Origin of the sequence: Salinigranum salinum, from assembly GCF_009176545.1 — an archaeon.
In the GTDB taxonomy this organism is placed as follows: Archaea; Halobacteriota; Halobacteria; order Halobacteriales; family Haloferacaceae; genus Salinigranum; species Salinigranum salinum.
Genome location: NZ_VTOJ01000004.1, coordinates 1 through 22,917 on the forward strand (window position 1 = coordinate 1; position 22,917 = coordinate 22,917).

Sequence of the window (22,917 nt, forward strand, 5' to 3'; positions counted from 1 at the left end):
GCGCGGCGGCGACGCGACGGGGCGCCACGTCGGGGTTCGACATAAACGCCGTCGGGAGCGTGTCGACCTGCTCGCGCTCGGCAACCCGGGCAAACACGACGCGCTGGACGGCACCGTCGTCGCCGACCAGTGGCTGGGCGTAGGCGACGAACTCGCCGGTCTTTGCCTGCTGGTCGTCTGGCGTCGCGAACACGAACGACCCGGCCTCGGGGCCGGGTTCGATGACCGTCCCGAGCACCGGTTCGGTGGCCAGTGCCTCGGGCGTGATAGGCGTCTTCCGTTGGTCGTCGACGGCCATCTACAGGACCCCCCGTTCCTGCGCGGCCTGCTGGGCGACCTTCCGTTCTATCACACCGAGGAGGTCGTCCTGGCCCGTGGTAGTGGCACGGAGCCGGTCAGTGATCGCCTCGACGAGCTCGGCGGCGAACCCGCCGGCCACCTCCACCAATCGCGGATAGTACGCCAGTCGAACGTCGCCATCCGCGGCGCCACTGGGCGGTGTCTCGCCATCGGATCGGTGGAAGGCGGCGAAGGTCTCGGGCGGTGCTTGGACGACATGGGCGCCGTGCTGGAGCGTGTAGCGAGGGATGCCGTGGTCTGGGGCTGCGATCCCACCGTCGGCGCTGTCATCGAGCGTGGCCGTCCCGAGGACGGCGATCCCGAGTACCGTGGTGGGCTCGCTGACGAGGTTCGGCTTGAACTCGCTCGTGACGTCACCCGATCCCAGCGACGGTCCGACACCACCCATCCCCGGGTCGACGATCTGCGTGGTGTAGACGACGCTGACGGCGACGCGCTCGCCTTCACGACTGGCTACAGGGACGAGAACGGGCTGGCCGAACGGGTAGTCGTCGACCGCCGGCCGGTCACTGGCGTCGTTTTCGGTGACGACCGTGGCGCTGTAGTCCATCAGGCTGTTCGACTGGGCGATACTCGCGATCGTGGGGTTGGTGTCGAGGAGATCAGTCATGATGTGCGATGTGTGGCGGGTTGGCTGAGGGGACCGGTCGCGGAGGGCGTCGCTCGTGCATGATCATCGGCGCCGGCGCTTGCTGACGGCCTTGGGGTTCCATTCGATGTCCAGGTCCTCGTGGTTCGAGAGGCGCTGAAGCATCGTGATCAGGCTATCCCGGTCGCCGCCAGTGAGGACGGCCTCGGCGTCGACCTGCTGGAGGATCTCCGGGTAACCCTGCCCAACTGCAGCTTCGCCACGGACCATCGTCAGCGCGTACTCGAACATCGTCTTGCCCGGGCACTCATCGGGCGCGGCCGTCTCGGGCAGCCACGCCAGCGTCTCGAGCCGGTCGAGACTCGCGCCGGCCCCGATGTTCGTGTAACAGAACCGCAGTCGGTCGCCGAACCCGTACTCGACGCCCCCGTAGGTGGTCTCGAGAGCATCGAGTGAGGTGTCCCGCCGGTTCACGAACAACGCTGTGCGACTCCCCCACGACTCTAACAGCGGCGCGAAGATAGCCGCATCACGGGCGATCGGGCCATCGCCCAGTGCCGAGGGATTCAGCCGCTGGACCATATCGCCGATGTCCGACGCTCGGGATCCGGCGACGTAGCCCACGACAGGCACCTCGTGGTGGCGACTGGCCGCGAGCAGTTCCGACATCGCCCGCTGGTAGCGCTCGGCGACGTCGTCGCTGAACAGGTTGGCGTACGACACGCCCAGCGACCCGTCGACGAACACCACGGGTGGCGGATCAAGATCCGCGTGGCGCTCGATGAGGTTGACGACGGTGCCGATCTCCTGTTCATAGCGGTGGTGCTGAACCTGCTGAGCGTCGACGTAGCTGTACGACCCCGCGTCGACGATGACGTCCTCCGGGGCGAGAACCTGCGTCTCGGTCTCGAGTTCGTGCGCGGGCGGGGACTGGTGGTGGTTGACCAGCCACGCGACTTGTGTCACCCCGATGGGGACGTTCAGCTCGTCAGTCGGCTCGAGTTCTGAGCCGTCGACGGCGATCGCCGGCAGGCCACGCAATGTCTCCGACGCCCACGATCCCGATTCCTCGTGGGCACTCCACTCGGCGGCCTCGGGGAACGGGTCGACCAGTGCGTCGAGCGTGTCCCACTCGTCCGTAGGCCGGGCGTTGGGGAAGGCTCCGTCCAGTGCCGTGTTCACCTCGGCGGCGTCCGAGAGGTCGTGCTCGTTGAGCAGGGCCTCCCGGTACTCGTCGGCCACCGTGTCACCCTCCTCGATGTACGAGCGAATGTCTTCGACGTGTTCGTAGAGCTGGTCTGAGACCGCGTGCGGGTCGCCCAGTGGCACTAGTCGTCACCTCCAGTGGGGGCGGGCTGCCCGGCCTGAGTCCCGCTTGACTGGGCGTCAGCAACGACTTGGGTCTCCCGGTCAGGCTTGTCGAGCTTGACCGTGTACTCCGTGGTCGCGTCGAACGTGTCGTCGTGAGAGACGACAGTCAGCTGTTCGAAGCCATCGAGCCGTTCGAGCTGCCGGACGAGATTCTGTTTCTTCTCCGTGTCGAGGTTCGCCGTCGGCTCGTCGAGGACGGCGATCCCGACCGGCGAAACCTGCTCCATAATCGCCAGTCGGACCGCCAGCGCCGCGGCCATCTTTTCGCCACCCGAGAGGGTGCCGAACGGCTTCTCCTGAGCGCCGTCTTGGACGGTGATCAGGTAGGTGGCGTCGACGGTCAGGCTCTCGCGACCCGTCCCCCGGAGCTGCTGATAGATTGTGTTGGCGCGTTCGGTCACCCGACTCGCGATGAGTTCGCGCATCTTCGGCCCGGCGTTGCGCACCCCCTCGCGGACAGCCTCGGCGAAAGCGATGTCACGTTCGAGCTGCGTGTGAGTCTCCTTCCAGCGGTCGCGCTGGGCGGCGATAGTCTCCAGCTTCTCAACCTCCCTACGTGCCGTGTCGAGGTCACCGCGCGCGTTCTTCAGTTCGGTCTTGCACTCCGCGCGGCGAGCTTTCAGCCGGTCGATCTCGGCACTAAGCCGGTCATATTCGTCGGCGTCGAACCCGTCCCAGGCGTCTTGAAGATCGCGTTCGACCTGCCGACGCTCGCGTTCGACAGTCTCGACCTGGTCGTAGACTTCTAGGAGTGCTGCCCGCCGGTTGTCGACTTTCCCGGCGAGGTCCTCGTGCTGGATGTACTTCCGGTGGGCCTCAGCGGTTCGCTCTTTGATCGCCTCCTGGGTGTCGATCTTGTCGTCCAGTCCCTCGTACGCCTCGAGTTTTCGCTCGACGAGCGCGAGGTCGTGGGCGGCGTCGACGAGGGCCGCCCGCTTGCTGTCGACCTCGTCGATGGCACTCTTGTTCGTCTGGTAGGTGAGCTGAGCGGTCTCGTAGTTGTCGTGGTCGCCCTCGAGATTGGCCTGTTCCTCGCGGAACTCTTCCAGCCGGCCGTCGGCCCCGTCGAGGTCTTCGATCTCTTCGGCCAACTCGTCACGCGCTGTTTCCAGCTCGTCGAGGTCGCCTTCGAGTCGGTCGAGCTTGTCACGCTCGCTGGGGAGGCGCGCCACCGCCTGCTGGGCCTCCTTGGCCGCCTCAAGCTCGTCTTTGACCGAGTCGAGTTGTTTTCGAGCACCGTTGAACCGCTGTTTCTGTTTCCTGATCTGCTCGTCGATGGTCTCGACCACGTCGTCACGGAGGTCTTCGTCCATCGGCCGCTGGCAGGTCGGACACGCCGCCTGCGTCGTGTCGTCGTGGTCGTGGTCTTCAGCGACCTCACCCTCACCGTCTCCATCGACGTCAACGTCGAGCAGCCGGTCGCGCTGCTCCTCGAGATCTTCGACTTTGGCTTGGGCCTGCTTGTACGTCGCGACGAGGCTGTCCCGCTTGTCCTGAAGCTCATCGACCCGGTCGGCAAGCGCTTGTTTCGCCTCAAGATCCTCGATCACCTGCTCCTGGTCCGCGACAGCGGCTTCGGCCTCAGGGATCTCGTCGTCGACGAGTTCGGCGTGCCGGTCGCGGGCCTCTTCGAGCCGGTCGACCCTGTCCTGTGCCTCGTCGATCCGCTCGTCGAGTTGCTCGTAGCGGTCGTAGGCCTCTTGCAGCTCTGCCATCCGCTCGTCGGCCTCGCGAGCCTGCGACGCTTTCTCGACTGTCTGGCTGTATGCCGACTTGGCCCCCACCATCGCTTCCCGCCGCTCGGACTGTTCCGCTGCCAGCTCGTTTCGTTCGCGCGCTTGGGTACGGAGTTGGTCGAGGGCCTCGTCGGCCTGCGTCCACTCTGCGTGAGCCTCGGCAGTTTCCTCGACGATACTGGCTGCCTCACGCGCCTCAGTGAGCTTCTCGACAGCCGACCGGACCTCCGAGCGTGCCTCGGCGACGCTCCGCTGGGCGTCCTGATGCTCGTCCTGGAGTTCGTCGATGCGCTCTTTCTGGGCGTGCAGCGTCGCGTACGCCACTCGGGCTGCCCCAAGGTCGTTGTAGATGGTCGCGAGGTCCCCCTCGCGGTCGGTCACCTCCTCCTCGGCCTCCCTGACGTGCTCACGGGCATCGGAGAGGTCCGAGGCCTGCGCGTCGAGCGTGGCGATCCGCTGGGCGGCGGTCTGCTTGCGTTGCTTCAACTCGTCGACGGGTGTCTTGAGATTTGGCCCGTCAGACCGCCCCCACGCCTGCTCGTAGATGTCGATCCCGAGCAGCGGGTCGAAGTCGTCTTTCCGGTTGGCCTCGGTCTTGCGAAAGTCCCCCAGAAACCGAGTCTGTGGCACGCCGATACAGTGCTCCCAGAGGTCCGAGAGCGTGATGTCCGACCCGGCGATCCCGAGCGTCGCCCGGAGCCAGTCCACGACTGCCGACTTTGTGTCGAGTTCGAGTTCGGCACCAGCGTCCTCGTCGATCACTGCGTACCGACTGGAGTTCGACCCCGCGTCCCGCTCGACTGTGTAGGTCTCGCCGTCTTGGGTCACGAACGTCACCCAGACTGTCCCGGTGGACTCGCCCCGCCGGACGAAGTCCTTCTGCGCGACCGAGTCCGGCAGGCTGTCGAACAAGGCGAAACCAATCGCCTCGGCGATGGTCGACTTCCCGGCGCCGTTCTCACCGATGATCGCCGTGACGCCCTCACCGAGATGGACCGTGGTCTTCGTCTCGTAGCTCTTGATGTCCTCGAGTGCGACTTTCGTGACGTACATCAGTCCTCACCCTCCGTGGTAGCTCCCTCACCAGTGACGTCGGTGAGCTGGGCCTGTCCAGCCGTCTCGCCGTCGCCACTGGGTGTCGTGTCCGCGGATGTGGTGTCGGTGTCCGACCCGCCGTCGATCGTGTCGGCCTCGGTGTCGTCGGCATCCGCATCGGTTGTCTCCTGTGCCGACCGGGCAGCAGCCTCGACCGGGTCGACCGTCTCGCCGGCGTGGACCGCTCGGAACGTCTCGTCGTCGACGCCGCCCGAATCGGCGGTCTTGGCCGTCTCGGAGTAGTCGTGCTCGACGTCGCCGACGCCGCCCGCGAACGCCTGCCGGCGCTGCTGGCGCAGGAAGTCCGCAACCGTCTCGCCGTTGGCGCTGTCGGTCATTACGAGTTCCTTCGCCCGGCCGAGGGTCTCGGCCATCGCTTCGGCATCGCTCGCGTAGGGCGTGTTCGTCGCGACCTGCTCGAATACCTCGGCTTCGAGGAGGTCCGTCCGAAGCGCCCCTGTGTCAGTGAATGCCGCGTCCTCGTCGATATCCTCGATCAGATCGAGGATGTCCGCCGTGGTCACGCTCACCTGCGTCTGGACGTGTAGTGCGCCAGTCGCGGCTTCGACGAGCTGTTCGAGCGCGTCGACGTCGAGGTCACGGCGGTCGAATGACAGGTGGCCGTCGATCCGGAGGTCGATCACCGGACCCCGGGGATCGCCGCCGGCACGGTGGATGGTCTTGCCACACCGCTCGGCGATGGCATCCTGCTCGTCGGCGAGATGGGCCTCGAAGCCGTCACGGAGTGCCGGCCAGGTGTCGTACTCGTCGACGTCGAAGCGAAGCCGATAGAACGGTCGGCGCTTGCTCTGGTGGTGGGTGGCGTCGAGGCCGTCGGGCGTGACGGTCGTCTCGTAGTAGCCCAGTGGCCACGTCGCCTCCCGGGTGTCGTGGGCCTCTAGTGCGCCGGGGTTGAAGTACCAGTTCGGCCGGTCGGGGCCACCCTCGTCGGGGCCCTCGTAGGGTTTGTGGATGTGCCCGAGCGCGAGGTAGTCGATAATCTCCTCGAGCGGGGCGAGCTCGGGGTAAGAGACAGCGGCGCCGAGGTCGGGTACTTCGTCGGCCACCCCGAAGTGCGCCATCAACACCGTCGCGCCGGGCTGCCCGTCGCGGTCGTTGATCGCGGGAATGGCCTCAGCGGCGTCCTCGAGGGCGGTGTCGATGTAGCCACCGCGATACTCCAGGCCGAATACCCGGAGTGGCCCGTCGAGGGCGGGCACGTCGAGGTCGATATAGCCGGGGATAGTGCCGCTGGGGCCAGTGCCGGCCTGGCCGGCGGCCATCTCAGGGCTGGGGAACAGCTCGTCGATAGGTCGGTCCCCGCTGCTGACGCCGTCGATTGCGGACTGAAGCAGCGTGATCAGGCCGCGGTCGGCGAGGTACTCGAGCCAGGTGACTTGGCGCCGGTTGAGATTTTGATCGTGGTTGCCCGGCGAGACCAAGACGGGGACGTCGTCGGGGACGACCCGCAAGGCGCGCTCGGCGGCCCTGAGGACGGTTGGCGGGAGGTCTCGCGAATCGAAGAGGTCGCCGGGAATGAGAATGACGTCAACATCTCGATCGACTGCGTCGGAGAGCGTTTGACGAAACGAGAGATACATGTCGGTCTCGCGGTCGCCGACGTTATACTGTCGGTGGCCGAGATGGATGTCAGCCGTGTGGAGAAACGTGTAGCTCATTGGACCGGGAGTGTAGTGGACACTGGTTCGCACGCGATTTCTACGTGTTCAGATCGATGAGACACTACAGATCCCGACGACGTGTTGAAGCGAAATATGGTCATTCGTGGAGACTATTTGATTGTTGAACAGTAGCCAAATCAATCCGTCGGGGCCGGGGTGAAAGTGAAAGAGCAGTAAGTGACCGAGTAGGCGGTCTCAAGGTCGGAGTAGTGAAAGTTACCCCACAGACTAATGCCTTCCCCGCTACGTGGGGTAACTATGAATCGCGAATTCACGAGAGAGCCACCACCGCCGGACCTCCCGAAGTATCTCCGTGAGCCACTCGAAAAGCAATCCCCCGAGCGGTTAGAGACGGTTGCCGCGTACGCTCAGGAACTCGCCGAGTGGAAGCGACAGCAGCGTCAAGAAGAACTCGAACGCCGACGTGCCGAGGAAGAGGTCGATGAGGAACAGCTCGAGGATCTCGAAGATCGGGAGGTATCGACGGACCCAGCTGACTACGAGGATGTGCCCACCAGCGGTGCGTACATTACGGTCAAGACGACCAAACAGACCGACCAGAAGGAGTACAGGTACTACTACTGGCAATGGCGGGAAGGGGACTCTTGGAAGAACGAGTACATCGCGCCGGTGAATCCACAGGAATAGGGCAGAACCGTATCGAGTCACTCGTCGGTGACTGTTCCAAACATGGTGAGATCTACTCTCGTGTCTTGCTGAGTTTTCGGCGGATATCCGTTCGGTCCCACCCAACCGGGGAAGAATGCTCTCGACGGCACGGACAAGCCGGGTTTCGTAGTAGGATGGATCGTAGCTCTCGATATCCTCGTGAGCGAGAGCAACACGGTCTCGTGAGGACCTCTCGTCGACGACGACGACGTATTCGATACCCTGTCCCGGATAGAGAGCGAGGTCTAGATCACGAGCCCGCCTTTGGACCACGTTCTGGGTATCCTGTGTACGGTCCTCCGGCGGTTTTGGAGACGCGATTCCGTTGAACAGGCTACATGGCCGGCACCTCCACAGCGTGAAGCCGCTCGATTGCGTCCCGAAGGTATGCGAGGACCGTATCCAGTGACCGTGACGCATCAAATCGCTCGAGACACGATCATTGGGCCAATCAGGAGAACTATGAGACTCTTCAATACTTATTACGTGACCAGCGGAACACACACCTATGACTGAATCCGAGAATCTCTTCACGTGTTTCGAAAAATTGCGTGCTGAGACACTCTCATCGCTAGGTATGGATAATCCGCTATTGATGCAAATAGTTTCAGCTCGGCTTCTGATTGAGCGAGTAGGTGAACGTGATGCGAATTACTGGTGGGATTCGCAGGTTCTCAGTGAATTTGGTCAAGGTGCGTTAGAAGAAACTGTCCCGCGGACCGCTACGCAATCGCAGATAGAACTGGCTATGAAAGTCGGACGCAAAGTGGAAAACGAGGCAATCGACAAAGAAGCCGTCTCACTCTTTGATCTCGGTCCCTTCGTCGAATCTCAAATTCAGCGTGAGATCGATACAATCGATAATGGCGATGGGCTGGACATTCTAACAGAGCAATCTGTTGAAATCACTGAGAGTGGTTGGACTAGGTCATTTGCGGAAGGCAAGCTGACCGTTGAGCCCGGAATCGGAACTCCATACGAGATTGGTTCAATTTCTATCGATGATCTTCAAGAAGAGGAGGTACTCGCAGATGTTCTTTCGCAGCTCATTTACGGGTATGGTGAAGCAACGAAGCAAGAATTGAAAATCCCGTACTACAGTTTGGGAAAGTGATCAAATGATGACTGATGATTCAAAGCTAAGTGCATCGATCGGTCGTCACGGTGCATACATTTGGGAGACAAAACGCATACTTGAGAAATATGTCGAAGCTGAGAGCTATGACGCAGTAAAGGAGGCTGTATTAGAAGAAAATCTACTTCGGAAAGGAAGCGAAAGGTACAGAGAGGATATTCTTACTGAAATTGCGAGTCGATACAATATAGACAAGAGTGGATACACAGAGACACCACTTGTCCGTGCGTTTAACCTCCCCATCTCAGAATCAGTAACTGATTGGTTGATCTATTATGAGTTTTCTCAGGACAAACTGGTTTACTATCTCACAACCGAATTCCTGTATTCCCAATTTCACAAGGGCACTCTTTCTATAAAAAAAGAAGATGTGATTCAATTCTTGGAAGATTCAACGGAGGACTATTCCGTAGTCGAATCTTGGTCTGACAATACGAAACTAAGTGTGGCTGAGCATTACTTAGCCGCTATGAAGAATTTCGGATTGATGGAAGGGAACACAACAAAAGAATTTCAGTACGTGTATCCCCCCAACGAACTTGTTCTCTACGTTCTCTACTCCCTGTTTGACCTAGGTGTGACTACTTCTAACGAAGTTATTGAACACCCGGACTGGAAGCTCCTGTTACTATCGCCAGCAGATGTTCAAGAAAGATTACAGGACGTGAGTCCGTCACACGTGCAGTATGAAAAACGTGGGAGTGTTGAGCGATTAGAACCGAAATACGATTCGCTGATGAGGTGTATCGATGAGTTCTGATTATGATAAGCGCATGCAAGAGTTGGAGTCATTGGTGCTGGAAAAACGCCAGACGATAGACAATCTGAGTGGCGTCCCCTTCGTCGTCTTTCCTTATCCACCCGAGAAAGAACTCTCTGTTGAGGATGATATCGATTCCTTTGTTGAGAAGTTAAAATTCAACGAACTGTCTGTATCTCTCATTGATCTCCGTGACTTGGTTTTCACCATCCTACAAGATGAGAATTTGCTGGAATCGGTTATAGAAGTCGAAAAGAACAATCCAGAAGATCTTCGAGAGGGGCTGAATTCGGCGTTTTTCGAAGAATATGACGAAAGCCGCGGAAAACTGATCGACGTTCTCGTTGAAGAGATCAACGGACACGACACAGCGGTAATATATCGCTGTGGAATCCTCTATCCGTTCTCCAGCCTATCGGTTATTTTGGGACAACTGGAGAATGTCATAAAAACGCCACTTATTGTATTCTATCCGGCGGTCAAAGAAGATAAGACGGTACGATTTCTTGACGAAACAGAAGGCCAGTACTATCGTGCAAAGGTGATCTAAATGTCTGGATATAACTCAACTGAAATTGGTACGATCTTTCGGCGACCTATTACCCGCGACATCAATAAAGTCGTCAAGGTAGAACAAGAGGACGAGCGGGTTGTTGCCCAAGAGCTCGAAGAATACATTCTGACTGCCGGACTAGAACGGAATTTCACTCGACTACTGGAAGCGATTATCGACAGTGAACGCGGTTCCACCGATGAGGTCGGCATCTGGATTTCCGGTTTCTTTGGGTCGGGGAAGAGCCACTTCATGAAGATATTGGGCTACCTGCTGGAGGACCGGACATTGGGTGATGGGAGTTCGGCTGCAGATATCTTTTGCCGACGAACAGAAGACGAGACGCTCAAAGGGGCGGTGCGATCTGTCGGGTCAAAGTTCTATTCGGAGGTGTTGATGTTCCAAATCGGGTCGAAAGAAAACAAGGCTCAGGCCGAATCTATCTCCGAAATAATCTACAGAGAATTCAATAAAAAACACGGTTACGCCGGTACGCCATGGGTGGCGGAGATCGAAAAGAATCTGGAACAGCAGGGGTTATACGACGAATTCAAATCGATCATCGAGCGTGAGACGGGAACTCCTTGGGAGCAGCGACGGACGCAATCGGTCTTTGTCCGGAACGACCTCGTGAATGCCTTGGTCGAGGTTAATCCTGGCTTCACCGAGGAAGACGCCCGTCAGGCGATCGAAGACGTTCAAGAAGATTTGGTAATCACCGCGGAGAAGTTGACCACCGAGATACTGGAATACGTCGAGAATAAGGAAACTGAGCAGGGCGACCCTCGATATTACGTCTTCCTTGACGAGATCAGCCAATTCATCGGGGAAGACAGCGAGAAATTGCTGGAATTGCAGAGTATCGTCGAGGAATTCGGGCGGCAAGGCGACGGGAAACTATGGCTCGGAGTGACCTCACAAGAGAAACTGGAAGAGCTGGTCCCCGGTGTTCTCGCTCATAAGGAAGAAGAGTCGAAAGTCGGAGACCGATTCGACCATCGCGCTGACCTCACATCTGAAGAACTCGACGAGGTCATCCGGGAACGGATTCTACAGAAAAAGGAAGACGTCGTTCCAACACTCAGTGAGTTCTACTCGACGCACAGCGGCCAGCTCAGCAAGGACTACAAGCTCGAATCGACCCGTAGTATCGGGAGTGTGAACGAGGAAGAGTTCATCGAGTGTTATCCTTTCCTTCCATATCAGCTCGAAATCCTGCCAAACATCTTTGCTGCGCTACGAGGGCGGGGGTCGGATGACAAGCTCACGGGACGTGAACGGACCTTAATCGACGTCACCCATAGTGTCTTCAACGAACCATACAACCTGAAAGATGATACTATTGGAACACTCGTCACCCTCGATATCATCTTCGACGAAATCGCCGAGGAGATCAGTGATGAAGACCGGACAACGATAGAAGAGGTATCACTCCCAAGCGGGAGAGACGAGTTGGCACGGCAGGTGTTAAAAGCGCTCTATCTCTTACAGCAACTTGACTGGATACCGAACAACAAGGAGAATATCGCTACGGTACTCTACCCACTGGTCGGCGATACGAGAACGATCGATGACGATGTTGAGGAGGTCCTGGACGAACTGTTGGAAGCATCCTACATCGGCCGAAGTGATGAGGGCTATCGATTCCTGTCGCAGACAGAACGTGGTATTGAGGATGAGATTGCCAGTATCGACGTTCGAGCAGGCGACATCCGGCGAAACTCGAAGAAGACTCTCCGGAACCTCTTCGAGAACGCGACCACGGTTGGCTACAAGAACGACACGTTCGATGTGTCGATCGAGGCCGATGGGGAGACAGTCTCAGAAACTGGCGAAATCACTGTTGAAGCGTATTCGCCGATTTATAGACTGTACGAGTCGGTGAACGAAAAGGCCCTGAAAACGCAGAGCTTCTCCGAAGACGCGACTATCTACTGGCTCGCACCAGAGAACGGCGAGGAGCTCCGTGACGACATCGAGCGTCTCATTCAAGTGAGGCAGGTGGTCGAAGACAAGGAGCGAAAGCAGCTGAGTCCTGAGGAGAAAGAAGCCGTCCAGCAGAAGAAAAAAGATCTCTCTCGGTTGCAAGACGACGTCCAGAAGGCGTTCAGAAATGCATTCCGAGACGGCGTTCTCATCTATAATGGTGATGAGATCGATCCAGAAGGATCGTCAAAGCGGCTGGAGACGATTCTCGAATCAGTTACGGAGAACGCTATTCCGCGAGTGTATACGAAGTACGAACCGGAACTGGCCAAGATTTCCGACGACGATGTCGAACGCGCGTTCGGAAACCTGAACAGTAGTTCGCTTCCGAGCGTCTTCCGCGAACTCAGTCTTGTCGTTGATGGAGACATCAACCCCGAGGCAAGCCTTTGTCAGGAGATTGCAGACGAAATCGACGACCGACTCAGACGCGGCAAGGGCACGAGTGGGAAGGACCTTCGGGACGTATTTGAGGCTGCTCCGTACGGCTGGAACCGGAATGCAGTTCGGCTCGGCGTAGCGATGTTGTTCCGCAACAGTGCCGTCGTAGCCAACTACAAAGAGAAGGTGTACGCGAGCTACACCGATAGTCAAGCACAGTCACTATTCACTGGCATTCGCAAGTTCAACAGTACGACCTTCGAGAAGCAGGAGGGTGTCCCTCCGGCCGACAGAAGGGCAGCACGCGACCTCCTCGACAAACTCTTCGACAAGAAGGTTCAGGACACAGTTCCGGAAGTCGCCGACGGTATTGAGGATGCGTGTGAGACGTGGCGGCAGCGAACCAGGGAACTCGAAGAGAAAGGCCGGGATTGTTCCTTCCCGCTGACTGGCGACCTAACGGAATTAAAAACATATCTAGATTCCATCGCGGGCAAGCAAACCGATGCCCGTACGATCAAGGCGTTCTTGGAGCATCAGGAGGAACTCGAAGACCTCACGCGGACGGCCAAGGATGTCTACGAGTTCGACGAGGCAGGGAACCTCGATGAGTTCGCTCGGTACCGAAGATTCCTCACTAACGAGTGGAGTGAGTTACTGGAACTCGACGAGGACTCTCGGCACGTCGCAGTTTCCGACCAGGACAGGGAAGCCGCCGAGCAACTCGAAGTGACTCTTGAGTCGGAGCAAGTGATAGAGAACTGGTCTGAGGCACAGACCGATTACGGAAAGATCGCACAGACGTACGCAAACCAGTACGAGGCACTGTTCGAGAAGCGGTACGAAGTGTATCAAACCGCGATCAAAGAGGTAGAGGAGTATGCTGAGGGCTTAGACGAGGAAGAGTGCGAGCGGGCGACAGAGGAGCTTCAGGAATTGCAGGGTACCTCGTCGATCTCGATAGATGTCTCCGAACACGAGCATCTCGGTAGGCAACCGACGATCGACCACTTGGAGAAATACATCCGGACGGATGATTCGTACATAGACAGTGCGAAGGCTACGGTAGACAGGATCCGAGAAGAGAAAGACGAAACACGTCGGGTCACCATCGACACCGGACGTATTCTCTCGGGGACCGTCGTTCGTGAGGAATCCGATATCGAACCTGCACTGGAAGCACTCCGCGAGCGTATACAGGCGGAACTGGACGACGAGGACGACGTCGAGATTAGATTCAAGTAACCACCGAAACATTCCTAATCAACTCTCCAATCATCACAATGGCAGCTGAAACACGACAAGCCGGCTTGACCGCCGACGAACGATCCGATATTCGGAGTACTGTACTGGACACCCGCGAACTGATCGAAGACGATCTCTACCGACAGCTCGAACGATACGGTGTCTACGAGGACGAGCGGGTTGACCTCGAACAACTCGGTCATCTGGATTCATACGACATAGAGACGCGCCGGAAAATCAACGCGGCAATTGACCGCGAACTCGAAGCTACTGAAGGGGATTACCAACGGTCCTTGAAGAATTACGTCCGCGAGGCGACGAAGACGTATCTCAACCGGCTTGTCGCGCTAAAGGCGATCGAAGTCCGCGGTCTCGTGACTGAGACGCTGATGGAGCGTCCAGAGTATGGGAACCGATCCGAGATGCTCCGTACCGTGGACGAGGTCGCTGGTGAACTCACGGATCAGCAGGATGGGGGTCAGAGTACAGCGCTGGAACTGGCATACACAGAACTCACTGACGAAATTGGCGTTATTTTCGAGGAGAGTGAGCACACGGCGATCAATCTGGACTTCGCCGTTCGGGAGGAGGTCATAGAACAACTGAATGAGATCGACGAGTCGGTTTGGGAGTCCGACGAGGCGATGGGATGGGTCTACCAGTACTTCGGAGAGAAAGAACGCGAAGAGATAGACGACCGGATTGACGAAGAGAACTACAAGGTCCAGGATACGGACGTTGCGACTAAGACGCAACTGTTCACGCCCCGGTACATCGTAGAGTGGATGGTAGACAATTCATTGGGGCGACTCTGGATGGAAATGCACGGCGAGGATACGAATATCGATGACGAGGACAACTGTTTCTACCTTGCCCCGCTGGAAGAATCTCTGATCGATCGGGATGCAAAGAACGTTCGGGATATCAAAATCCTCGATCCTGCCTGTGGGAGTGGGCATATGCTGTTTTACGCTTTCGATGTGCTGTACGAGATGTACTTGGAACAGGGGGATGTTGCGGAGAAGTACATTCCGCGGGAGATTCTGAAGCACAACCTCTACGGTATCGACATCGACCCCGGCGCGGCGCAGCTGGCGGCACTGTCGCTGTACGTGAAGGCGAAAAGTGAAGAACCGGACGTGGATATTGAGCAGATCAATATCGTGTCGGCTGACGCCGTGCTGGTGAACGGCGAAAAGAAAGAGGAGGTGCTGGCGCGGGCTGAGACGGAATTGGAGGGGCGTGTGTTGGAGCAGGTCTGGCGGAGTTTCGAGCACATCCGGGAGTGGGGGAGTCTGGTACGAATTGAGCAGCGTATCGAGGAGATAATCGATGAGGAGTTAGAGGAGGTGCGCGCCACAGGGCAGACGAAGTTTACCGATGACGGGCTGGCAAAGCAGTCTTCTGTAGTCTCTTATTCAGGTGAGGCGGAGTCATGGGAACAGGTGAAAGAGCGGTTGCTAAAACAGGTGAGTGATTTGGCTGTGGAAGCGTTAGAGCAGAATGACCCTCTTGAAGAAATGTTTGCAGATGAGATTGAAAAAAGCGTGGAGCTAATGGATATATTTGTTGAAAAATACGATTTAGTTCTGTCTAACCCTCCATACCTCGGTAGCAGGAAAATGGGAACTACGGTGAAGGATTACATAAAAGACAATTTTGTAGTCGGTAGAGACTTGTATACCGCTTTTATACAACGATGCAACGAGTTTGTAACAAAAGGTGGATACGTGGCGATGGTAACGCCTGAGAGTTTCATGTTCTTATACAGTTATCGGGGGATACGCAATGAATTACTCTCCGAGTCGCAGATCATTGAAGCGGCGCATTTGTCTGGTCATAGTTTTGCAATGAGCGATAGGCCGTTCACAATCCCCTTCATTTTAAGAAATAGAGATCCTTCCAAGCTTAGTACTTCACGTTTCTATCGGATGACCCATGAACAAGAAAAGTACAGTCAGTATGATGATAAAATAAGCGGATTGAATGAGATTACAGAATTCAATAGAAAGAACAAACAACATGATGATGTGTATGTAGTGGATCAAAACGCATTTGATGAGATTGACAGAAGCCCATTTGTTTACTGGTTCGGTGACAACCTTCTACAATCAATAACACGAAATATAGGTTTAAAACAAAAAATATCATCGCAATCTGGCATAAAGACAGGAAACAACAGTGTCTTCTTGAGGAAATATTGGGAGGTATCAGATAATAAAATAGGAGAGAGATATCGAAGAATTGTTCGATCGGAAAATAAGACATCGTACTACGATCAAGAATCATGGTTGATAGATTGGAAAGATCAAGGCGAATACATCAAGCAATACTGTGACGAACACGGTCACCAGTATTTCTTTGGAGATGAGGACAGATTAGGAGAGAGTGCGCTCGCGTTTATCGAAAAAAGCTCCAATCTCACCACTAGAGAAATCAAAGACGGGGATCTCTGCAGCATGCAGCTTTATATAGTGTATCCAAACGAAATAAATATAGATTATTTGAATGGCCTTCTCAATTCGTCTCTGTGTAACTTTATTGTAAAAGGTCTCAATCCTAGTATGGATTTCAAACAGAATGATGTATATCGCCTGCCATTCAAGGAGCCTGAACTACACCAAGATAGGATAATCGAATTGGTTCAGCTCGGTAAAAAACGGGCCAATGATAAATTTTCATTAATTGAATCTGCGATGCAATTCGATCCAGATGCATTTGTTGATTCGATCTGCTCTGATGGTAGTGTACACTTTGAGATGGACTTGGCGAGCGCAGACATCTCAATCATCTCTGGAATTATTGATAATATGATATTCGAAGAATACGACCTATCTCAAAGGACAATCGAAAAAATTTACCAAGAATCTCCAAATAATCTATTCGATTATCCCCACATTATCAATATTGGCGAACTGAACTTCAATGAATATAATTTCTATACTAATGTATCATCCAATCGATATTCTGAAGAAGAATGCTCTGAGCTCATCTCCGATTTGGAAGAATTACGGGGAGAAAAAATAAGAGACGTGTCGGAAGAACTCGGGATTTCACCATATACTGTTGTTTTGTACCGACGGAATCAAGATGCTTATTCCCGAGATCGCAAAAAGAAATCTGCTGGCCGGATTCTTTCTTACTGCCTCGGCTTGTTATTTGGTAGGTGGAACAACCTAGATAGAGTCAGTACAGTAGAAGATGGAATTCTAACCTTTGATACACATTTCGATAACAGTATCGAAAAAAGCATACGCGAGTGTTTTGATTCGATTTTCGATCATCCATATGAACGTGAGTCGGAGATAGAGGAGGTCTTAAACAAGGATTTCACAGATTGGCTTCAAGATAGTTTCTTTCGGTATCATCATTGTAAAGAATATCGGCGTCGAGGGCAACGCATCCCAATTTACTGGCAGCTCGAAAGTAGTGAAGGTGCGTTTAGTTGCTTCGTATACTACCACAAGATGGACGCTGACACCTTCCCCAAGCTCCGAGGGCAATATATCGATGAGAAACTCGACACACTACAGAATCGCCTCGAAGCAATCGAAAGCGAACTCGAAACAGCCGACGGGGACCGTGCCCGCGACCTGCGAACGGAGAAAGAAGAAATCCAGGCAGATATCGACGACATCACTGAGTTCCGTAACCGCATAGACGCCCTGATTGAGGAGGGCTTCGAACCGGACTTTGAAGCCGGTATTTGGGAGAACATTCAGAAGGTGGACGAACACGACCTGCTGGCTGTACCTCTAGACAAGCTCTGAAGAGATAATAAGTCGGTCAACGATCCCAATTGGGCGGAACGTCTTGGTATTATATCCCCGGAAACCCGCTTCCAAAGCAATCAATGACATACTGGAAATCTAAAAATACATCTACGGAGGTCGGTTGAATGTCTGAAATCTCAGAGCAAATCATCGACGAACTTCTCGAAGAACGACTCCCGAGCCATCCAGTCCGTGTCTGGTACGATCCCCGGGAAAAGTACCGGGGGATCATCGATGAAGTCTCCGAGGCGCTTGAAGCACAGGATGTCAACTTCGTACGCTACGACGGCAGCTACCTCGAACTGAAAGCCGAACTCTGGCAGCGCGACCCGGATATCGATGAGCAGTGGGTGTTCTACATCCCTGAGTCACAATCCGACGCCGAGTGGTTCAAAGACATCCACAAACTCGGGAAGCTGTACCGCCCGACGGTGGATGTCTCGAACGATCCCGCAGCCTCCTACCTTGTCGAACGAACCGACCGAATCCCCGACGACTTCAGTGAGTGGGGAACCGATCCTGAACAACTCGAAAAGGCATTCTTCACAGTACTCTTCAGCCAGAATCACTACAGTCCGAGAGATTTCCTCGTCGAATTCTTCGAGCAGCCGGGGAACTACATCGACCTCATCAAGCGCTACGAGCAGGAGGACAACTGGCGTTCGATCCTTTACGGCGAGTATGGTATCGGAGACGCGATGGATCCGATGGAGGTCGCCAAAGGAATTCTCTTCGCTGAGGTTGAGGCGGGGTCTCCGATAGATCGCTACTCCGAACTCGCCGCGACGGAAACGAACCGCGCTGCCGATTTCTGTGAGTTCTGGCAGCGCAATGCAACCAAGACATACCTCGAATACACGACCGACATCGAGGACAACTACGACCTCACGAAGGCCGTCGTCGATTCCGAATCGCTCGACTGGCACTCGGATGCGTTCTTAGGCATCGACGAAGGGCTCCTACACCTCTGCCTCGGCCGATTCGACTCAGTACCAGAACTCGACTTCCCGAATGAGGTGCCAGCCGTCCGACGCGTCGTCCAGCGTCGTATGGACTGCTTCTGGTTCCACGACGGTCGAGCAGACTACTGGTCCGTTCTCAACCACGGTCTCCGTGTCATCGACAAAGCTTCTGATGCGATCGATTCGATTGAAGCTGAAGCATACTCCACTGAAGAACTGGCCGAAGAGTACACCGAGCAGTGGTGGGAGATCGACGCAGCCTACCGCAACTACATCCAGAGCGCGAGTTCGCTGATCCAGACCATCGACGGTCTGGAAGACGCGAGAGTGGTCATCACCGGGTTTTACACGCGATTTCTGAAAGCGATCAACAGAGACCTTGCGGACAAAATTCAATCTGAACCCGTTCTCAGCTCTCCACAGACAGGGTTTTGGGACCGATACGTCGAAGCCAACTCGGGAACCGCGATCATCGTCTGTGACGCGCTTCGATACGAACTGGCTCGTGAACTCGTGGATAATCTGGACGAACTGGACGCTGAGGTCTCTCTGGATAATGTCTCCGCCGCGCTTCCCTCGATTACCGAGGTCGGAATGGCTGCCCACCTGCCTGGTCAACTCGGCCTTGATATTGCCGGAAACGAACTCGAAGTCACGGTTGATGGTGAGCCGATGGATATCAAAGACGACCGGGTCTCTGTACTCGAAACGGAGGGGTTCCAGGTAGAGGACCTCAGCGACGTTTCGACAGCACCGGCGACCGATTTCGAGTCGGCCGATCTTCAGCCACTGGTCGTCTACTCCGGCTTCATCGACAAACTCGGCGAGAACCTGGACAACGACGAGCAGACGTTAGCGAAAGCAACTGACCACATTCAGGATGTCGAGCGCGTCGTCAGAAAGCTCAAAACTGCTGGATACCGGCGATTCGTCATTACTGCCGACCACGGATTCCTTTACACCGAGCGTCTACCCGATGAGCTGAAAATCAAACTCTCCGCGAACCCGGATGTCTTGAAGCGCCGATTTGCAGCGACCAAGGGGCTTCCAGTAGACGACCAGAGTGTCATCACCTTCGAACCGGACGACCTCCGGAAATTAGACATCGACTCCAATGGTGTCTCGCTTTCCTTCCCTCGGAGCGTTGCGTGTTTCACTGCACCTGGCGGGAATATGCGGTACTTCCACGGTGGCATCTCCATGCAGGAACTCGTGGTGCCCTGTGTGTCGATTGTGAGCGAGGCAGAAGGGGCCGCAGAGCAGCAGTTCGATGTCAATGTCTCGTTCCCGACTGCGGTCACGAACAATATCGTCACAGTCGATATCGAACCGGATGGTCAGATGGCTATCGCGGCCGACCGGACGATTATCCTCAAAGCCACGGCCGACGATCGTGAAGTCTGCGAGCCGAAGGAGGTGACAGTCCAGCACGGAGCAACCACCGAACGACTCCGGTTGAAGACGGGACAGTTGGACGACGCGAGTAGTGTCGTCTTCGAAGCGATAGATGGGGAAACACGTGAGGTTCTTGAGCGTCAGCGAGCCAAACTTGATATGGTAATCCGGGACGATGGATTTGATATCTGACTATGCCTAGTGAACTGGATCAAAAGGCGCTCTCTGAGTTTTCCGGACGCGTCGTCCGGAAGGACCTCGTCCACGACATCAAATCGGGGGCGAATGTCCCAACGTACGTCTTAGAGTATCTTCTCGGCCAGTACTGTGCGACCGATGACGAGGAAGCACTCAAAGAAGGGGTTGAAACGGTCAAAAATATTCTCTCGAAACACTACGTTCGCCCCGACGAAGCGGAGTTTGTCAAATCTGAAATCAGGCAGCGTGGCCGCTATCGAGTCATCGACAAGGTGAATGTCACCCTTGACGAGAATGCAGATGCGTACGTCGGCTCCTTCGTGAATCTCGGTCTGAATGATGTCGAAATCAGTGAGCACCTCGTCTCCAAACACGAGAAGTTGTTAGGCGGGGGGATTTGGGCGATAATCGACCTCGAATACATACCGGAGAACGCAGGCGGACCCGGGAGCCTCTTCGGCATTGATGAATTCAAGCCGATTCAGGTTTCTCGAATGGACATAGAGGAGGTCAAAGACGGTCGGGGTCAATTCACGCGAGACGAATGGCGTGATCTCATCCTCCAGAGTGTCGGATTCGACCCCTCCCACTTCTCCGACAGAGAGAAACTCCTGTTGCTCATGCGGTTGCTCCCGATGTGCGAATCGAATTACAACTACGTTGAGTTGGGCCCTCGTGGCACCGGAAAATCGTATGTTTACCGCGAGATGAGCCCGCACTCGATTCTTGTCTCCGGAGGCAAAACGACGGTTGCGAAGCTGTTTCTCAATCTCAATACGGGACAAATCGGACTCGTCGGTCTGTGGGATGTCGTCGCGTTCGACGAGGTCGGAGGGCTCCAGTTTCAGGATTCGGAGGCCGTGCAGATTCTCAAGGACTACATGGAATCCGGGAGTTTCTCGCGTGGGACAGAGGAACTCTCCGCACAGGCGTCGATGGTCTACGTGGGCAACATCGACCTCGACGTAGAGGGTGTATTGAAATCGTCACATCTGTTCGAACCCTTCCCCGAGGACATGCAGGATCTCGCGCTCATTGACCGGTTCCACTACTATCTCCCGGGATGGGAGGTTCCGAAGATGCAGTCTGAGTACTTCGGCGACCAATACGGATTCATTGTCGATTACATGGCTGAGTATCTCAGAGAGATGCGAAAGGAGACTTACGGCGACGTGATCAACCAGTATTTTGCGTTTGGTGATCATCTCAACCAGCGGGACGAGAAGGCAGTTCGCAAGACCGTCTCAGGGCTCGTCAAACTCCTTCACCCTCATAATGAATTCGAGAAGGAGCATTTGGTGGAATACCTCGAATTCGCAATGGAGGGTAGGCGTCGAGTCAAAGAACAACTGAAACGCATGGGCGGGATGGAATACCGGGCAGTGAACTTCTCATACACCGACCTAGCGACGAAGGAGGAAGTCTACGTTACTGTCCCTGAGGAGGCCGAAGACACGCTTATCCCACAAGGAACTCAAAGAGCGGGAACAGTATACACGATCGGTGAGGATGGCGGGCGTAATGCCGTCTTCCGTCTCGAAACACAAGCACTTCCTGGAAACGGGAAGTCGAACATATCGGGCGTTCCCGGGTCAGGTATGAAAGAGGACTTTGAGACGGCGTACGACTTTCTCAAAGCCAATATGCACGAACTCTCTCCTGATGAGTCACTTGACGATCATAATGTGAACGTCCAAGTGCTCAATCCAGGGAATGCGGCTGAAGGTGAAGGAACCAGTGTCGCATTTCTCGTTGGCATCATTTCGGGAATACTAGATAGACCTGTCCGAAGCGGGTTGGTCGTGCTTGGGGAGACGAGTCTGATGGGCGAACTTATCAAAGTAAATTCGTTAGTCGATAAACTCCAGCTGGCTTCTGATGCAGGAGCAAAACAAGTGCTGCTTCCCACCAAGAACAAGGACGATCTCGGAAAGGTGCCTAATGAACTATTAGATGAGCTTGAATTGTTGTTCTACCGTGACCCGATTAACGCTGCCAGCAAGGCGATGAATATTGAATAATTATCGAAAGAAGCTGAACAATAATGGAGCAATTCTCGGGGGAAGATCACATTCGAAGTGATTTTCTTGGAAGCCTCTACGAGGCCGCAGAGATGGAAGCATGGACGCATGTCGAGTCGTTCGCCGAGGAAGCTCGAACCGAGCGAGAACGGGAGATCGACATCAAACGCGAGCACGCTGAGCGATACTTCGTAGAACAAATCGAAGACTGGAAAGAGCGGTTGGGGCAGTACCAACAGCGGGCTGAACAGGGTGCGGATATGTCCGCGCCGATTGGGAACGCGAAACAGAAGCTCGAAAGTCTGCGACGAGAACGCGAAGAGGAACGGTCCCATTTAAGCAAGAGAAGCACGTCACGCCACAGGAACCAGATCTTGTGACGGCAGCGTTCGTTGTGTCACCGCCGTCCGGAGGGCACTAAATGGTCGAGATCGCGAACGCCGTTGGCTCGGGCGACATCGGTGTCGAACTGGACATTGCGGAAGTCGAGGCTGATCTCCCGGTTCCGTATACCGAATACAATCCCGAGAACTACCACGGCCTCTACGTCCGGCTCGTCGAGGACGGACCACTCATCACCCTCTACCGGAGTGGCAAGTACATCATCAGCGGCTGTTCCAGCTTCGAGGAATTACACGAGACAAACCGTGCGTTCCTGCAGACCCTCGACGGGCTGGACATCATCAATTCATCCATCGAGACCGGGTTCACCGTCCAGAACGTCGTCTGTACGGGAGAGTTACAACGATCGGTGAACCTCAACGCGCTGTCGATCGGACTGGGACTAGAAGCAGTCGAGTACGAACCCGAGCAGTTCCCTGGTCTCATCTATCGGCCGCCGGACTTCCCAGCCGTGCTGTTAGTCTTCGCGAATGGTAATGCCGTCATCACTGGCGCAGCAGATGTCAAGACTGCAGAGGAGGCATTCAACCACCTTCAGACGAAGGTGGAGGGGCTTCTCGCCAACTAATCTTACCAAAATACAGCCATGGATGTGGCTGACTCG

14 protein-coding genes and 2 pseudogenes are annotated in these 22,917 nt (G+C 55.5%); 10 read left to right on the top strand and 6 right to left on the bottom strand.

The window, feature by feature from the left end; all coding sequences use genetic code 11:
* The 5 genes and pseudogenes from FZP69_RS21800 to FZP69_RS21820 all read right to left on the bottom strand — a co-directional run.
* Nucleotides 1-298 (bottom strand): annotated as a pseudogene (locus tag FZP69_RS21800) (hypothetical protein); the annotation flags it as partial.
* A complete protein-coding gene (locus tag FZP69_RS21805) occupies nucleotides 299-970 on the bottom strand; it encodes a hypothetical protein (protein ID WP_152043540.1) in 672 nt (223 codons plus the stop codon).
* Nucleotides 971-1,033: 63 nt separating this feature from the next.
* Nucleotides 1,034-2,278, bottom strand: a complete 1,245-nt coding sequence (locus tag FZP69_RS21810; RefSeq protein ID WP_152043541.1) for a DNA double-strand break repair nuclease NurA — start codon at nucleotides 2,276-2,278, stop codon at nucleotides 1,034-1,036.
* Entirely contained in the window at nucleotides 2,278-5,109 is a 2,832-nt protein-coding gene (locus tag FZP69_RS21815; RefSeq protein ID WP_152043542.1) for an AAA family ATPase, read from the bottom strand. The genes FZP69_RS21810 and FZP69_RS21815 overlap by 1 nt, the downstream gene beginning before the upstream one ends.
* Entirely contained in the window at nucleotides 5,109-6,830 is a 1,722-nt protein-coding gene (locus FZP69_RS21820) for a metallophosphoesterase family protein (RefSeq protein ID WP_152043543.1), read from the bottom strand. Before FZP69_RS21820 ends, FZP69_RS21815 begins: the two co-directional genes overlap by 1 nt.
* A 261-nt stretch (nucleotides 6,831-7,091) precedes the next feature.
* Between FZP69_RS21820 and FZP69_RS21825 the strand changes: the two genes are divergently transcribed.
* Complete coding sequence (locus FZP69_RS21825; protein ID WP_152043544.1) at nucleotides 7,092-7,481, top strand: hypothetical protein; 390 nt, start codon at nucleotides 7,092-7,094, stop codon at nucleotides 7,479-7,481.
* 52 nt (nucleotides 7,482-7,533) lie between these two features.
* Here the strand turns inward: FZP69_RS21825 and FZP69_RS23140 are convergent.
* Nucleotides 7,534-7,938: pseudogene (locus FZP69_RS23140) on the bottom strand (type B DNA-directed DNA polymerase); the annotation flags it as partial.
* 72 nt (nucleotides 7,939-8,010) lie between these two features.
* Between FZP69_RS23140 and FZP69_RS21830 the strand changes: the two are divergent.
* From FZP69_RS21830 to FZP69_RS21870, 9 genes are all read left to right on the top strand, one after another.
* Complete coding sequence (locus FZP69_RS21830; protein ID WP_152043545.1) at nucleotides 8,011-8,616, top strand: BrxE family protein; 606 nt, start codon at nucleotides 8,011-8,013, stop codon at nucleotides 8,614-8,616.
* Nucleotides 8,617-8,623: 7 nt separating this feature from the next.
* The gene (locus FZP69_RS21835) at nucleotides 8,624-9,397 is read left to right on the top strand and encodes a BrxA family protein (protein WP_192918702.1); all 774 of its coding nucleotides are present in this window, start codon (nucleotides 8,624-8,626) and stop codon (nucleotides 9,395-9,397) included.
* Nucleotides 9,387-9,947, top strand: a complete 561-nt coding sequence (locus FZP69_RS21840) for a BREX protein BrxB domain-containing protein (protein WP_152043547.1) — start codon at nucleotides 9,387-9,389, stop codon at nucleotides 9,945-9,947. The genes FZP69_RS21835 and FZP69_RS21840 overlap by 11 nt, the downstream gene beginning before the upstream one ends.
* A complete protein-coding gene (gene brxC, locus FZP69_RS21845) occupies nucleotides 9,948-13,562 on the top strand; it encodes a BREX system P-loop protein BrxC (protein WP_152043548.1) in 3,615 nt (1,204 codons plus the stop codon).
* A gap of 38 nt (nucleotides 13,563-13,600) precedes the next feature.
* Nucleotides 13,601-17,332 carry a BREX-1 system adenine-specific DNA-methyltransferase PglX gene (gene pglX, locus FZP69_RS21850; RefSeq protein WP_152043549.1) on the top strand — a complete coding sequence of 1,244 codons (3,732 nt, stop codon included), beginning with the start codon at nucleotides 13,601-13,603 and terminating at the stop codon, nucleotides 17,330-17,332.
* A gap of 128 nt (nucleotides 17,333-17,460) precedes the next feature.
* A complete protein-coding gene (locus FZP69_RS21855) occupies nucleotides 17,461-19,884 on the top strand; it encodes a PglZ domain-containing protein (RefSeq protein WP_152043550.1) in 2,424 nt (807 codons plus the stop codon).
* A 2-nt stretch (nucleotides 19,885-19,886) separates the two neighbouring features.
* Complete coding sequence (gene brxL, locus FZP69_RS21860; protein ID WP_152043551.1) at nucleotides 19,887-21,911, top strand: protease Lon-related BREX system protein BrxL; 2,025 nt, start codon at nucleotides 19,887-19,889, stop codon at nucleotides 21,909-21,911.
* Nucleotides 21,912-21,934: 23 nt separating this feature from the next.
* Nucleotides 21,935-22,291 carry a hypothetical protein gene (locus FZP69_RS21865; RefSeq protein WP_204960115.1) on the top strand — a complete coding sequence of 119 codons (357 nt, stop codon included), beginning with the start codon at nucleotides 21,935-21,937 and terminating at the stop codon, nucleotides 22,289-22,291.
* 41 nt (nucleotides 22,292-22,332) lie between these two features.
* The gene (locus tag FZP69_RS21870) at nucleotides 22,333-22,881 is read left to right on the top strand and encodes a TATA-box-binding protein (RefSeq protein ID WP_152043552.1); all 549 of its coding nucleotides are present in this window, start codon (nucleotides 22,333-22,335) and stop codon (nucleotides 22,879-22,881) included.
* Nucleotides 22,882-22,917 lie beyond the last annotated feature (36 nt).

Excerpts from the sequence above, each read along its gene's own strand:
- FZP69_RS21830 (WP_152043545.1), top strand. The coding sequence starts at position 8,011 with ATGACTGAATCCGAGAATCTCTTCACGTGTTTCGAAAAATTGCGTGCT.
- brxC (WP_152043548.1), top strand. The coding sequence starts at position 9,948 with ATGTCTGGATATAACTCAACTGAAATTGGTACGATCTTTCGGCGACCT.
- brxL (WP_152043551.1), top strand. The coding sequence starts at position 19,887 with ATGCCTAGTGAACTGGATCAAAAGGCGCTCTCTGAGTTTTCCGGACGC.
- FZP69_RS21825 (WP_152043544.1), top strand. The coding sequence starts at position 7,092 with ATGAATCGCGAATTCACGAGAGAGCCACCACCGCCGGACCTCCCGAAG.
- FZP69_RS21815 (WP_152043542.1), bottom strand. The coding sequence starts at position 5,109 with ATGTACGTCACGAAAGTCGCACTCGAGGACATCAAGAGCTACGAGACG.
- FZP69_RS21805 (WP_152043540.1), bottom strand. The coding sequence starts at position 970 with ATGACTGATCTCCTCGACACCAACCCCACGATCGCGAGTATCGCCCAG.
- FZP69_RS21840 (WP_152043547.1), top strand. The coding sequence starts at position 9,387 with ATGAGTTCTGATTATGATAAGCGCATGCAAGAGTTGGAGTCATTGGTG.
- pglX (WP_152043549.1), top strand. The coding sequence starts at position 13,601 with ATGGCAGCTGAAACACGACAAGCCGGCTTGACCGCCGACGAACGATCC.
- FZP69_RS21835 (WP_192918702.1), top strand. The coding sequence starts at position 8,624 with ATGACTGATGATTCAAAGCTAAGTGCATCGATCGGTCGTCACGGTGCA.
- FZP69_RS21855 (WP_152043550.1), top strand. The coding sequence starts at position 17,461 with ATGTCTGAAATCTCAGAGCAAATCATCGACGAACTTCTCGAAGAACGA.
- FZP69_RS21870 (WP_152043552.1), top strand. The coding sequence starts at position 22,333 with ATGGTCGAGATCGCGAACGCCGTTGGCTCGGGCGACATCGGTGTCGAA.
- FZP69_RS21820 (WP_152043543.1), bottom strand. The coding sequence starts at position 6,830 with ATGAGCTACACGTTTCTCCACACGGCTGACATCCATCTCGGCCACCGA.
- FZP69_RS21865 (WP_204960115.1), top strand. The coding sequence starts at position 21,935 with ATGGAGCAATTCTCGGGGGAAGATCACATTCGAAGTGATTTTCTTGGA.